The sequence below is a fragment of the Rahnella sp. P4_A8 genome (assembly GCF_056402435.1).
In genome coordinates, this window is the sequence record NZ_JBFUHK010000009.1 from 69,044 (window position 1) to 82,700 (window position 13,657).

At 52.2% G+C, this 13,657-nt stretch carries 15 protein-coding genes; 11 read left to right on the forward strand and 4 right to left on the reverse strand.

Translation table 11 applies throughout. The features are described 5' to 3' along the window. The first annotated feature begins 125 nt into the window (after window positions 1-125). The 3 genes from AC1DUO_RS07340 to abgT all read left to right on the forward strand — a co-directional run bounded on the left by AC1DUO_RS07340 (window position 126) and on the right by abgT (window position 4,537). Window positions 126-1,442, forward strand: a complete 1,317-nt coding sequence (locus AC1DUO_RS07340) for a M20 family metallo-hydrolase (protein WP_013576343.1) — start codon at window positions 126-128, stop codon at window positions 1,440-1,442. Beyond that, window positions 1,442-2,908, forward strand: coding sequence for a M20 family metallopeptidase (locus AC1DUO_RS07345; protein WP_013576344.1), 1,467 nt, complete (start codon window positions 1,442-1,444; stop codon window positions 2,906-2,908). The genes AC1DUO_RS07340 and AC1DUO_RS07345 overlap by 1 nt, the downstream gene beginning before the upstream one ends. Before the next feature lie 105 nt (window positions 2,909-3,013). After that, a complete protein-coding gene (abgT, locus tag AC1DUO_RS07350) occupies window positions 3,014-4,537 on the forward strand; it encodes a p-aminobenzoyl-glutamate transporter (protein WP_013576345.1) in 1,524 nt (507 codons plus the stop codon). Window positions 4,538-4,540: 3 nt separating this feature from the next. Here the strand turns inward: abgT and AC1DUO_RS07355 are convergent, their stop codons facing one another. After that, on the reverse strand, window positions 4,541-5,407 hold the full coding sequence (locus AC1DUO_RS07355) for an oxygenase MpaB family protein (RefSeq protein WP_013576346.1): 867 nt from the start codon (window positions 5,405-5,407) through the stop codon (window positions 4,541-4,543). A gap of 17 nt (window positions 5,408-5,424) precedes the next feature. Further along, entirely contained in the window at window positions 5,425-6,084 is a 660-nt protein-coding gene (locus AC1DUO_RS07360) for a TetR/AcrR family transcriptional regulator (protein WP_013576347.1), read from the reverse strand. A gap of 210 nt (window positions 6,085-6,294) precedes the next feature. Here AC1DUO_RS07360 and AC1DUO_RS07365 point away from each other — a divergent pair, with 210 nt between their 5' ends. The 7 genes from AC1DUO_RS07365 (at window position 6,295) to AC1DUO_RS07395 (ending at window position 10,379) form a co-directional block, all read left to right on the forward strand. Next, window positions 6,295-6,552 (forward strand): hypothetical protein, encoded by a 258-nt coding sequence (locus AC1DUO_RS07365; RefSeq protein WP_013576348.1) that lies wholly within the window; start codon window positions 6,295-6,297, stop codon window positions 6,550-6,552. Window positions 6,553-6,968: 416 nt separating this feature from the next. Further along, window positions 6,969-7,226: a multiple stress resistance protein BhsA gene (gene bhsA, locus AC1DUO_RS07370; RefSeq protein ID WP_013576349.1), complete on the forward strand. Its 258-nt coding sequence runs from the start codon at window positions 6,969-6,971 to the stop codon at window positions 7,224-7,226. 169 nt (window positions 7,227-7,395) lie between these two features. Continuing rightward, the gene (bhsA, locus tag AC1DUO_RS07375; protein ID WP_013576350.1) at window positions 7,396-7,653 is read left to right on the forward strand and encodes a multiple stress resistance protein BhsA; all 258 of its coding nucleotides are present in this window, start codon (window positions 7,396-7,398) and stop codon (window positions 7,651-7,653) included. Between the two features lie 151 nt (window positions 7,654-7,804). Next, window positions 7,805-8,062, forward strand: coding sequence for a multiple stress resistance protein BhsA (gene bhsA / locus AC1DUO_RS07380; RefSeq protein WP_013576351.1), 258 nt, complete (start codon window positions 7,805-7,807; stop codon window positions 8,060-8,062). A gap of 247 nt (window positions 8,063-8,309) precedes the next feature. Continuing rightward, window positions 8,310-9,524, forward strand: coding sequence for an MFS transporter (locus AC1DUO_RS07385; RefSeq protein ID WP_013576352.1), 1,215 nt, complete (start codon window positions 8,310-8,312; stop codon window positions 9,522-9,524). Window positions 9,525-9,697: 173 nt separating this feature from the next. Continuing rightward, window positions 9,698-10,057, forward strand: a complete 360-nt coding sequence (locus tag AC1DUO_RS07390) for a type II toxin-antitoxin system RelE/ParE family toxin (protein ID WP_013576353.1) — start codon at window positions 9,698-9,700, stop codon at window positions 10,055-10,057. Next, the gene (locus AC1DUO_RS07395) at window positions 10,038-10,379 is read left to right on the forward strand and encodes a helix-turn-helix domain-containing protein (RefSeq protein ID WP_013576354.1); all 342 of its coding nucleotides are present in this window, start codon (window positions 10,038-10,040) and stop codon (window positions 10,377-10,379) included. The genes AC1DUO_RS07390 and AC1DUO_RS07395 overlap by 20 nt, the downstream gene beginning before the upstream one ends. A 68-nt stretch (window positions 10,380-10,447) precedes the next feature. Here the strand turns inward: AC1DUO_RS07395 and ddlA are convergent, their stop codons facing one another. Both ddlA and AC1DUO_RS07405 read right to left on the reverse strand, forming a co-directional pair. Then, window positions 10,448-11,545 carry a D-alanine--D-alanine ligase gene (ddlA, locus tag AC1DUO_RS07400; protein WP_013576355.1) on the reverse strand — a complete coding sequence of 366 codons (1,098 nt, stop codon included), beginning with the start codon at window positions 11,543-11,545 and terminating at the stop codon, window positions 10,448-10,450. A gap of 58 nt (window positions 11,546-11,603) precedes the next feature. Continuing rightward, window positions 11,604-11,933: a DHCW motif cupin fold protein gene (locus tag AC1DUO_RS07405; RefSeq protein WP_013576356.1), complete on the reverse strand. Its 330-nt coding sequence runs from the start codon at window positions 11,931-11,933 to the stop codon at window positions 11,604-11,606. 335 nt (window positions 11,934-12,268) lie between these two features. On the opposite strand from AC1DUO_RS07405, the gene AC1DUO_RS07410 reads away from it, so the two are divergent. Further along, window positions 12,269-13,648, forward strand: a complete 1,380-nt coding sequence (locus AC1DUO_RS07410) for an NAD-dependent succinate-semialdehyde dehydrogenase (RefSeq protein WP_013576357.1) — start codon at window positions 12,269-12,271, stop codon at window positions 13,646-13,648. Window positions 13,649-13,657: the final 9 nt, after the last annotated feature.

Below are 13,657 nucleotides of genomic sequence, written 5' to 3' on the forward strand. Positions count from 1 at the left end.
GAAAATCATATCAGGCCGCCTTTCGCCGCTTTCTGCGTGCGGGTCTGCACTTCCCGAAGCTTTGATTTCCTCCTTTCTGCCGCTGTGCGGAAAGCCTGCATGTCTGTGTAAAAAGAGAGTCCGTGATGGTTAATGAGATTTCTGAACGTGTAGAAAAGCTGTTCCCTTCCCTGCAAAAGCAACGTCGTGATCTGCATAAATACGCCGAATCCGGCTGGCTGGAGTTTCGTACCTCCACGCTGGTGGCCGATCGTCTGGAAAAACTGGGCTATTCACTGCAACTCGGCAAAGAAGTCATCGACGCTGATTCGCGTATGGGGCTGCCTTCCGCTGCCGTGCTGGCCGAACAGGAGCAGCGCGCACTGGAACAAGGCGCGATTGCCCGCTGGATGCCGCATTTCTCCGGCGGTTTCACCGGGATTGTCGCCACGCTGGAAACCGGTCGCCCCGGCCCGGTAATGGGTTTTCGGGTGGATATGGACGCGCTGGATTTAAACGAAGTACTGGAAGACCAGCATCGCCCGTTCCGCGACGGGTTTGCTTCGGCCAATAACGGCATGATGCATGCCTGTGGTCACGACGGTCACACCACCATTGGCCTCGGGCTGGCAGACGTGCTGATGCAGGTGCGCGACCAGCTCTGCGGCACCATCAAGCTGATTTTCCAGCCTGCCGAGGAAGGCACGCGCGGCGCGAAATCCATGGTTGAAGCGGGCGTGGTGGACGACGTGCAATATTTCACCGCCGTGCATATCGGCACCGGCGTACCGGCTAATCACATCGTGTGCGGTAACGATACTTTTATGGCAACGACCAAGCTCGACGTGCACTTCACCGGCGTGGCCTCACATGCGGGCGGTAAGCCGGAGGATGGCCGCAATGCCCTGCTGGCGGCGGCGCAGGCAACACTGGGTTTGCATGCGATCCCGCGTCACAGCGGCGGTGATTCACGCATTAATGTCGGCGTTTTACAGGCTGGTACCGGGCGCAATGTGGTGCCTTCCAGCGCCACGATGAAAGTAGAAACGCGTGGCACCACCAATGAGGTGAACGAATTTATTTATCAGCAGGCGCTGAAAGTGATTTCCGGCGCAGCCGAAATGCATCAGGTGAAATTCGACATCAAACTGATGGGCGCGGCGCAAAGCAGCACGCCGACGCCCGCCTGGGTGAATTACATCCACCGTCAGGCGGAAAAACTCGGCGAGTTTGAGCAGATTATCGACCGTCAGGAAGGCGCAGCGGGTTCGGAAGATGCCACCTATATGATGGAGCGCGTAAAAGCCCGCGGTGGCGAAGCCTCTTATGTCATTTTCGGCACTGATCTGAGCGCGGGTCATCACAATGAACTGTTTGATTTCGATGAAAAAGTGATGTCTCAGGGCATTAAAACCCTGGCGGCACTGGCGCTGAATATCGCTGAATTCAAAGGGGAACGCTGATGACGTCGCACGTGCCACATCAACAGAACGTCGTGAATTTCATCAATGATTTCATCGATAACCAGCAACCCGCGCTGGCAGAAATCAGCGATGCCATCTGGGATCATCCTGAAACCCGCTTTGTCGAATCCTTCTCTTCTGCATTACTGGCCGACAAACTCGACGCCAGCGGATTTGCCGTTGAGCGCGGCGTGGGTGGCATGGAAACGGCGTTTATCGCCAGCTTCGGCAGCGGAAAACCAGTGATCGCCCTGCTCGGCGAATTCGACGCGCTGGCCGGTTTAAGCCAGAAAGCCGGTTGCGATGTAGCGCAGCCACTGGTGGAAAACGGCAACGGCCACGGTTGCGGCCATAATCTGCTGGGAACGGCGGCACTCGGCGGCGCGCTGGCAGTGAAAGCCTGGATGGAACGTGAAAACATTCAGGGCACGGTGCGTTTTTACGGCTGCCCGGGTGAAGAAGGTGGCTCCGGCAAAACCTTTATGGCCCGCGAAGGATTGTTCGATGACGTCGATGCCGCACTGACCTGGCATCCGGAAACCTACAGCGGCATGTTCAGCAACCAGACGCTGGCCAATATTCAGGCGTCGTTCAGCTTTAAAGGCGTGTCCTCACACGCCGCCGCCGCGCCACATCTGGGTCGCAGCGCGCTGGATGCCCTGACGCTGATGAATACCGGCGCGAACTTCCTCCGTGAGCACATCATTCAGGAAGCGCGCCTGCATTACGCGATCACCAACGCGGGCGGGATTTCGCCCAACGTGGTGCAGGCAGACGCCGAAGTGCTGTATCTGGTACGCGCGCCGCAAATGGATCAGGCGCAGGCGATTTTCGACCGCGTGGTGGATATCGCCAAAGGCGCAGCGCTGATGACCGGCACACAGATGTCGATGCGCTTTGACAAGGCCTGTTCCAACTACGTGCCCAACCGCACACTGGAAAGCGCGATGTATCAGTATGTGCAGGCTTTCGGCACTCCGCATTACACCGCCGAAGAGCGGGCGTTTGCGGCGTCGATTCATGCCACGCTGAGCGAACAGGATATCGATAACAATCTGCTGAATATCTCCCGTACCAGCGGCGCGGAAGGCGTGGAATTCGCCGAAACCTTGCGCCATTCCCCGCTGACAGACTCCGTTGCTCCGTATGCCCCGAACGGCAATATCCTCTACGGCTCAACGGACGTCGGTGATGTGAGCTGGCTGGTGCCGACGGCGCAGTGTTTCAGCCCGTGTTTTGCGGTCGGTTCGCCGCTGCATACCTGGCAGATTGTGTCGCAGGGGCGGACCTCCATCGCCCATAAAGGCATGTGTCTGGCAGCGAAAATCATGTCATCGACCGCGATAGACCTGTTCACCCGGCCGGATTTACTGACGGCCTGTCAGAAAGAGCGCGATGCACAACGTGCACGACGCCCGTATCAGTGCCCGATCCCGGCAGGCGTAAAACCTTCGCCATTGAAATAAATCACGGGTGTCAGTTAATGATGTAAACCGCTCATTCGCGTCCCGTTCCGGCACGGATGAGCGGCATAAATATAAAAAAAGACAAACACGACAGAGGGTTAACAGATGAGTATTCAGGCGCAAGATTCCGGCCAGAGTCCGGGGGGATTTCTTCAGTGGGTTGAACGTGTGGGGAATAAAATTCCCAACCCGTTTTTGTTATTTGTTTACCTGATCGCCGTGCTGATGGTCGCCAGTGCGGTGATTTCATGGCTGAATATTACGGCAGTAAACCCAACCAACGGTGAGGTAATCCATGTAAAAAACCTGCTGAGCGTGGAAGGTATTCAGTGGATTTTGCCGAACGTCATTAAAAATTTCAGCGGATTTACCCCGCTCGGCTCGATTCTGGCGCTGGTGATTGGTGCCGGACTGGCGGAGCGCGTCGGGCTGCTGCAAAGCCTGATGTACAAAATGGCGTCCAAAGTAAACGCCCGTTACGCCAGCTATATGGTGATTTTTATCGCCTTCTTCAGCCACATTTCGTCGGATGCCGCACTGGTGGTGATGCCGCCGCTGGGCGCACTGATTTTCCTCGCAGTCGGACGTCATCCCGTGGCTGGTTTACTGGCGGCTATCGCCGGTGTTGGCTGCGGTTTCACGGCTAACCTGCTGATTGTGACCACCGATGTGTTGTTATCCGGTCTGAGTACCGAGGCGGCAAAGGCGATTAATCCGGCGGTTCAGGTCAGTGTGATCGACAACTGGTACTTTATGGCAGCCTCGGTGATTTTGCTGACCATCGTGGGTGCCATTCTGACCGATAAATTCGTTGAACCGCGCCTGCCGGTGTATCACGGCGAGCGTAACGAAGAGATGAAAAAGCTGACGCCGGAACAGAACCGCGGCCTGATGGCGAGCGGCATTGCGGCGCTGGTGTTTATCGCCCTGGTGGCGTTGCTGGTGGTGCCGGAAGCCGCGCCGCTGCGCAATCCGAAAACCGGCGGCATCATCCCTTCGCCATTTATTCAGGGCATCGTACCGCTGATTATTCTGTTCTTTTTCGTGATTTCAGTGCCTTACGGCATGGTGACGAAGCAGATCCGCAGCGCCAGTGACGTGCCGGATTTGCTGGTGGATCCGATGAAATCCATGGCGGGTTTTATTGTGATGGTGTTCCCGCTCTCCCAGTTTGTGGCGTTTTTCAACTGGAGTAATATGGGGAAATTCATGGCGATCGGGCTGACGGATGTGCTGGAAAACTTAGGCATGACCGGCATCCCGGCGTTTCTCGGCCTGATTTTCCTGTCGGCATTGCTGTGTATGTTTATCGCCAGCGGCTCGGCAATCTGGTCGATTCTGGCACCGATATTTGTGCCGATGTTTATGCTGCTCGGTTTCCATCCGGCGTTCGCGCAAATCGTGTTCCGCGTCGCGGATTCTTCGGTGATCCCGCTCGCGCCGATGTCGCCGTTTGTGCCGCTGTTCCTCGGGTTCCTGCAGCGCTACAACAAAGAAGCGAAACTCGGCACCTATTATTCGCTGGTGCTGCCGTATCCGATTGTGTTTTTCGTGGTGTGGCTGCTGATGCTGGTGGGCTGGTATCTGCTGGGTCTGCCCATCGGTCCGGGCGTTTATCCGCATCTTTAACGGTCAGTGCAGACGCCCCATACGGCGCATGGCCCGGTGCCATGAGCCGTTTCTCACCGCCCAGCGCAATACCCCTGCAATGCAACGGGTGGCGAAACGAATCCTCCGGCGCTTTTGCGGGGAAAGGGAAATCCCCAGTTGCATGGCTGCCCACTCAGGCAATAACTCAATGCCAGCCTGAATCATCAGGCTGCCCACCGGCCTGGCCAGACGGCTCGGCGCAGGTGCATTCTGCAATAATCTTACCACTTCAAGCGTCCGTTCATCGCAGCGCAACTGCGGGCGCATCGCCTGCAGATAGGCCTCTACCGCATCGACACTCTCCGGCACATTTGCCGCCCCCAGGCTTTTCGCCACACGGGAAAACTCCTGATAATAGCGGTTCTGATCGCTCAGGCTGAGCGCAGGATTGCGATAACGCAGATGCGATTGCAGGAAGCTGTACGCTTCAGCTACGTGCACCCAGACCAGTAAATCCGGATCGCTGGCCGCATAAGGCGTGCCGTAAGCATCGGTACCGGTCACCCGCAAATGAATGGATTTTACTTTTTCGATTAACGCGTTGGCGTCATTAACAGGCGCAAAAGTCGTCCCGGAAATGAACTGACTGGTGCGACGAAGTCGCCCGAGCATATCTTCACGAAATGAGGAATGATCCCAGACACCGGCAAGCGCCAGCGGATGAAGCATTTGCAGCAATAAGGCACTGACACCGCCACAAAGCATGGATGAGAAGTCTCCGTGAATTCGCCAGGTGATGCTTTGCGGACCAAACAGTCCCGGGTCACCCGGCGGATTCTCAAAGTCTATACCGCCTAACGCCAGGCCCGAAAGACTCAGCACCTGACGTTCTATTCTCTTTCTTAACAATTATCTTAACTCAGTGATTAATGTGCGGCTTTGCTGACAACCGTGGCTTTGGTCAGCTCCGGCCACAGATTCATGACCACGTCAATCAGCCGGTTGAGTTCATCAGAACTTGCGCCGTCACGGGCCTGTACGGAGAAGCCCTGAATGGTGCAGGCCAGGTATTTCGCCAGCAGCGCGCTGTCAGTTACCGCAGTCAAATCACCGCTCTGTTTTTTCTTCTCGAAATATTCAAACAGAGTGCGTTCCTGCGAAAGGTGGCGCGCACGCAGCATTTCGGCAATATCCGCAGAAGATGAAGACATCCCGGATGATGCGCTGATCATAAAGCAGCCACTTGGCGTGTCGCAGTCGGTAAACAGCTCAACGATGGCACGCAGATAGCGCCCAACCGTATCCTCAACGGACAAATCTGTTCTGCTCAGTAAACATGAGCTCTTTTCGTAAAAGTTTTTCAGATAATGTTCAACGGCTGCGCGGAAAAGCCCTTCTTTGTTACCAAATTCGGCATACAAAGTTGGCGCTTTTGCACCGGTTGCTTCGACCAAATCGGCTAATGAAGTGGCCTCGTAACCATGGCGCCAGAATAAATTCAAGGCCTTGCTCAGAGCAGTTCCACGATCGAACTGTTTTGGGCGACCGCGACTTTTCCGGACCAAAGCCGTCTGTTCAGTGCTCATACACCCTCCTTCCATCACCATTGTGATTATGGTTATTAAAATAGTTATAGAAATAACTTAACGATCATTATTAAAAATAGTTGCGCACAAGTCCAGCGGAGTTTATCATTTAATTATCGAGCGATAAGAAAATCACTCAAACCCGCAAAGCTGCACAACTAAAACGCTTTTATAAGCCTTTTGCAGACAACACATTCAGGACGTAACATCATGAGTAACTTTAAAATCCTTCTTGCAGTTCTGGCATTAACCGCTGTACCGGTTGCCAATGTTGCCGCACAGCAGGTTATCATGATGCCTTTGCAGAGTCAGGAAGTGCGGATGGTCAATGTGACCGGTGACAGTAACTTCTGTAACCCGGCCACCTGTACGAACAAAAAAATCGAACAGGGCCGTATTCCTACTTCTCCCACTCAACCACCTGCGCCTTCAACCTCTGGTCATCAGCCCGCTTCTGTTTATTACTAATGACCACGGAGCCTGATGACAGACCGTCAGGGCAGGAATCACGATAAGGCGGCTTATGTCGCCTTATCTTTTTCCTGGCCGCCCCATGTTTTATCACCCTCGCTGGCCAGAACCAACCATTAACTTAGCGATCATTAAAGATTCATTCAGCAAAATTATGCATAAAGGATTTTCAATTCTTATCGCGAATCATTTTAAAAACATTCATTTAACAAAATGAAAACAAAAACCGCGTTTAGCGTGACATTCATCACAGCACGATTAGTTAACGTTCATTAAAAAAACATCTTGCACAAACTCTCAACACTCCCTATCATTTACTTATCGAACGTTAACTAATAACTAACGTTGACCCGAAACTGAGGTTCCTGAATAAGGCACCCCGAATAAAAAATTGACGAACAGGAATTAACATCATGAAAACTATCGCAATGACAATCGCAGCACTCACACTTGCTACCGCTTCTTTCTCTACCCTGGCGGCGACTGAGGTTCAGTCTGTACCTGCGGGTGAACAAACTATCGGTACTGTCAGCGCCTCTTCAAACGGTGACCTGAGCACACTGCAGTCAAAACTGAACGCGAAAGCCACTGAAGCCGGTGCAAGCTCATACCGCATCATCGGTGCTTCTGGTGAAAACCATCTGTACGGTACTGCTGAGCTGTATAAATAAGGCCTGAAGATTTCGTTAGCAGATTGTTCCGCACAATAAGTTAACGATTAATAAATAAATGAGTTGCACAGAATGTGATCCAGGTCTAACATTTACTTATCAACTGTTAAGAAATAACAGTCGGACCTAATAATCACCTGCTGATAAACAGATAAAAAGGAAGACCATCATGAAAAATATCACTATGACTTTAGCTGCAATTGCGCTTGCTACCGCCTCATTCTCTACCCTGGCAGCGACTGAAGTTCAGTCTGCACCAGAAGGTCAACAAGCAATTGGTGTGGTAAGTGCTTCTTCAAGCAATGATTTATCAAGCCTGCAGAACAAACTGAATGCAAAAGCCAACGAAGCGGGTGCAAGCTCATACCGTATCATCGGCGCTTCAGGTGAAAACCATCTGTACGGTACTGCTGAGCTGTATAAATAAGCACAAGAATAAGCAATTTAAGGGTACAACAGCATTTAGTTAACGATTAATAAGCTAGATGTTGTATCGGACAGAAGACAGCTTTGCACATTAAATGAACGTTGATGACAACGCCTGGCAAAGCTCAAAAATACGAAATGAGGAAAATAACATGAAAAACGTAACAATGACTCTTGCTGCAATCGCACTGGCTACCGCTTCATTCTCGACTCTGGCAGCGACTGAAGTTCAGTCCGCACCGGCAGGTCAGCAGGCAATTGGTGTGGTCAGCGCAACATCAGGTAACAGCCTGAGCAGCCTGCAGGACAAACTGAATGCTAAAGCCAGCGAAGCCGGTGCAAGCTCTTACCGTATCATCGGTGCTTCAGGTGATAACCATCTGTATGGCACAGCTGAACTGTATAAATAAGCTGAAGTAAGCAGTAAAAAAGCAGTAAGCAGAAGAGGCGGCATTTGCCGCCTTTTTCGTGTCTGTGTTTTATGAAAAATTTCTCTGAATGCTCCCTGCCCGCCTGACCTTGTGCTACATTTTTCTCTTCTATTTCCTTAAGGCCCTCTTTCCCAATGTAACGAACTCTCATCACTGACAGTTTTTCTTCTCCCTGTTGCCTGCGGGCAATTCGGGGTTTCTGTTATTTCTGATGAGAATCTCTTTCATGAATTCGTTATTAATTGCGCTCATACGCGCACTGCGCAGCCATCGCTGGCTGCGGCTGCTGGGCTTTGCCTTTATTTTATCATCTCTGGGTAATGGCCTGACACAGGTGGTGGTTTTTGGTCAACTGCTGCGCTGGAACGCCTCCCCTGCTACGCTGACTTTCGCTTATATGCTGGCAACATTGCCCGGCTTTATCGGAAGTCTGTGGGGCGAACGCTTGTGCAGAAAAATGTCGCCGCTGCAGATTTTGATCCTGACCGAAATTCTCGGCATGGTGGCATTGATATTTCCGCTGTACGGCTTGCTGTCACACAATATTTCCGCGTTGCTGGCTGTTCAGTCTGCCGAGGCGTTGCTCAGCGGGATGAGTTATCCGGCGCTCACGTTGTTATTCAAACGCGGGCTGAGTGTTGATGAGTTACCGGCAGCGACGGCAATGGAAACGCTGATCTTCGCGGCGCAGGTCATGCTCGGCACCGGCGCAGGGGTTTTGTTGTTCAATGTTGTTTCGCCACTCAGCATTCTGCTGCTTGATGCCCTGAGTTTTGCCGCATCTGCCATTTTGCTTCTGATCACCCGGAAAATATTTCAGGCCAGATGCGCCGACACAACGCCCGCTGATTCCGCCGTACCCGCGTCACTGCGCTGGAAAAATTACTCACCGCTACAGAAACGAAGCGTCTTGCTGCTACCGGCGCTCGCCGCCGTCGGTTCACCCGCGATGGCATTATTGCCCGCACTGGCGCAACAAATCCGCCCTGAAGAAGCCACAGGTCTGGCGCTCCCTTTGTTGTTCTCCCGTAGCCTGGGACAACTTTGCGGGCCGTTATTGCTCAATGCCGACAAACTCCGCCGTTACAGCGCCAGCAACGGACGGTTATTGCTATGCCTGATGTTGTTTCTGGGCGGATATTTTCTGCTTTCTCCCCTCTCCACCTGGCCGGTGGCCAGTCTGATGCTGATTTTCGGTGCTCATCTGGCCTCGAATGTGGTGTTTACATTAGGGACTTTCGGCGTGCTGCAAAATTTTGCGGGCAGGCAGGTCACCACAGCCAGCGCTCTGGCCTGGCGCGGACAAGTTATGGTGAGCGCTTTTGCCACCGGCGCCGCCGGTTTACTGGCTGATAGCATCGGGGCAACCGGCGCGCTTTATAGTGTGTCAATCGCCAGCCTGACCGGGGTTGTTATCTTACTCTGGCACTACAGAGCGTAATCAGAAAACGACAAAGGCAGGGATTTCTCTCTGCCTTTTAACCCCATGGGAGTGCTTTTCTTCGGCATATCTCGCAAGAATTCTCCTTACTTATCTCGTCAGACGTTGGCTGTCGTATAAAGACGTTGGCGTGAGGCATATTTAGGTATAAAATTTTATACACAAGGAAAGTGATGGTGATTAAAGATATCGACTGGCGTGGAAGTTCGTTGAAGGATTTACGTGATTTCCCCACAGACGCCAGAAAAAGAGCAGGCTATGAACTTGAACAAATTCAGCATGGGCTTCCCCCAACACAATGGAAGTCAGTCAGCGACTGGGGAGCTGGCGTGGTTGAAATCAAACTTGATGTGTTTGCCGGTACTTTTCGGGTTATCTATCTCGCTAAATTCGACGAGGCCATTTACATCCTGCACTGCTTTGCGAAAAAGAAGCAGCAAACCAGCCCGAAAGATATTTCCATTATAAAAAGCCGCTATGCCCAAATTGTCCGGGAGCGCCACAGGAGAGAAAATGAAAAAGGATGTTATTGATGTCGCATCACGACATATCACACCAGCAGGCGGAAATGTTTTCGCCGATTTGGGATTCAGCGCTGTCGAAGCACAGGCTTTACATGCCGATTCACAGCGTAAAATTGCCCATACTCTGGCGCTCAAAGAACAACTGATGACTGAAATTGGCCTCTGGATCGCCCATCAGAATTTACTTCAGAGCGATGCTGCAAAAATTTTGCAAGTTTCCCGCCCGCGCGTTTCTGACGTAGTGAACAAAAAGACGGATAAATTTACGCTCGATGCCCTGATTCTGATGCTGAGTCTGGCCGGAAAACAGGTAAAGCTGGTGGTTGAATAATCAGCAAAGAAAACGACAAAGGCAGGGATTTCTCCCTGCCTTTTCATCTCAATGCAAAATTTGAATAATCAGTTGGCAGAACTCTTCAGTTGGTTATCCTGCTGATGTTGCTCGAGCGCCAGCTCAATCAGGCGGGTGATCAGCTCACTGTAACTTAACCCGCTGGCTGCCCAGAGTTTCGGATACATACTGATGTTGGTGAAGCCCGGCAATGTATTGATTTCATTGATGACGACATCGCCCTGTTCTGTCAGGAAAACGTCCACACGCGCCATGCCGCGACATTCCAGCACCTGAAATGCCTGCAAGGCAATGGCGCGGATACGGTCGTGGGTCTCACGGGGTAAATCAGCCGGAACCGCAATGGAAGCACCGGATTCGTTGATGTATTTGGTATCGTAGGAATAAAACTCGTCGTGCAGGATCACTTCGCCACACACACTGGCCTGCGGGTGATCGTTACCCAACACAGCGCATTCAATTTCACGACCTTTAATGGCCGATTCCACCAGCACTTTGTGGTCGAAGCTGAAGGCTTTATCCAGCGCACGCTGATAGCCATCTTCATCACTGACTTTACTGACGCCCACCGATGAGCCCTGATTCGCAGGTTTGATAAAAAGCGGCAGACCGAGTTGTTGCGAAACACTGGCAAAGGTATTTTTCTGACGGTTCGCACGTGTCAGGCACACAAACGGGGCAACAGCCAGACCGGCATCGCGCAGCAAACGCTTGGTGACATCTTTATCCATGCTCACGGCGGAACCCAGCACGCCGGACCCCACGAAGGCAATATTTGCCATGCGCAGCAGCCCCTGCAAGGAACCGTCTTCCCCCAGCGTTCCGTGCACTATCGGGAAGATCACATCCACTTGCGACAACGCGCTGGCGCTGTGAGTCTCAATTAACTGATTCTCAGTCTGACCGGGGATCAGTGCAACCTGGTTATTCGAGCGGTTCAGGGCAATCAGCGACGGATTTTCAGCATTGATCAGGTAGTTACTGGCATCATTAATATGCCATTCCCCTTTCTTATCAATGCCCAGCAATGTCACATCAAAGCGTTGTTTATCAATCGCATCCACAATGTTTTTTGCCGACTGCAGTGACACTTCATGCTCTGCCGATTTACCACCGAAAATAATACCAACCCGTAATTTACTCACCTGCTGCTCCTTGTCGCCAGCCTCAGCGGACGGCGAACGTTTCTATAAACAACCACGACTAATCAACAACAAACAGTTTCGCGCCAATTGGTGTGGATGAACGGTGTGCTTCAGCATTGTCCGCCACCTGATAACTCATGCCCGGCGATAAGGTGAAATTCCGTCCGTCCTCAAGACGCGTATGAAGCTCCCCCTCCAGGCAGAACAAAACATGGCCTTTACTGCACCAGTGATCAGCCTCATAGCCAGGTGAATATTCAACGATACGCACACGGATATCGCCAAATTTTTGTGTACGCCACAGCGCCATGCCGGTATCACCCGGATGCTGCGTCGGCGTGACATCACTCCAGTCAGTCGTGCAAAACGGAATCGCATCAAGCTTCATGAGTTTCTCAATGTCGGGAAAAGGAAGGAAAGCCAGCATAAAAGTGAGCGGTAAATTTATCAATCGCTTGCTGAAAACAATTCATTAACAGCCGCTCGCAAAGTTGCGTAAAGCCGATTGTTCTTAGAGACAGGCTGCAGCGCACGTATGGCAGGGCCAGGGGAGAATGCGGGCAGCACACGCCATACCGTTGTGTTGCATGAGATGTCTGTGGGACAGCGGTCACGTTTTTTCGACTATGCTTAATGTTCTGTTGAGAACGCAGAAAGGCGCACGCACCTCAATTCCAACGTGCCGTTGTTTTCGACGACACGCCACAAAACAAGGAGCAACATATGCCATATCAAACGATAAATCCGTTCAACAATAAGCTCATCAAAGAATATCAAACACATAACGATCAGCAGGTTGAAGAGGCACTCTCTGCCGCCCATGCTTTATACAAATCTGACTGGGGTCAGGGCGATATTAAGCAACGCGTTAACGTGCTGCATAAATTGTCAGAACTGATGGCTTCCCGTGTCGATGAACTGGCGGAAGTGGTCAGTGTAGAAATGGGGAAACTCATCGGCCAGAGCCGTGGCGAAGTGCAGATTTGCGCGGATATTGCGAAATTCTATGCCGAAAACGCCGAGGAATTTCTCAAACCTGTGCCGTATAAATCCGATCTCGGCGAAGCCTGGGTCGAACATCATCCGATTGGGGTGATCATGGCCGTCGAGCCCTGGAATTTCCCGTTCTACCAGTTAATGCGCGTACTGGCACCGAATCTTGCCTCAGGTAACAGCGTGGTCGTCAAACACGCCAGTATCGTTCCCCATTGTGCGGAAACCTTTGAGAAACTGGTTACCGAAGCGGGTGCCCCAAAGGGCGCTTATACCAACCTGTTTATTTCTCAGGATCAGGTCAGTGCCATCATTGATGATGACCGCGTTCAGGGTGTCGCGCTGACCGGTTCGGAGAAAGCCGGTGCGGTCGTGGCTTCACGGGCGGCATCTAAGCTGAAGAAATCGACGCTGGAACTCGGCGGGAATGACGTGTTTGCCGTACTCGATGATGCGGATATCGATAAAGCTGCCAAAGCCGGTGCGCAGGCCCGTGTCTCTAATGCCGGACAGGTGTGTACGGCGGCCAAGCGCTTCATTATTCATGAAAAAGTCGCCGATGAATTCCTTAAAAAATTCACCGAACACTTCAAGGCACTGAAGATCGGCGATCCGCTGGATAAATCCACCACACTGGGACCGTTGTCCTCTGCCGAAGCGGTGAAAACGCTGAGCAAACAAGTGGATGATGCCGTGAAACACGGGGCGAAACTGCACTTTGGCGGTAAAAAAGTGGCAGACAATCCGGGCAACTTCTTTGAGCCAACGATTCTGACGCACATTACCCGCGATAATCCGGCCTATTTCGAAGAGTTCTTTGGCCCGGTCGCACAGGTGTACGTGGTGAAAAATGATGAGGAACTGGTGAAACTTGCCAACGACTCACATTACGGCCTCGGCGGTTCGCTGTTTACCACCGATCTGACCCGCGCCCGTAAGCTGGCGAGCCAGATTGAAACCGGGATGGTATACGTCAATTCACCGACGGATACCGCTGCTGAACTGCCTTTCGGTGGTGTGAAACGCTCGGGCTTCGGCCGCGAACTCTCTGATCTCGGTATCAAAGAATTTGTGAACCAGAAACTGGTGGTGCTGGCCGCGAAGTCCTGATGCTTCTTC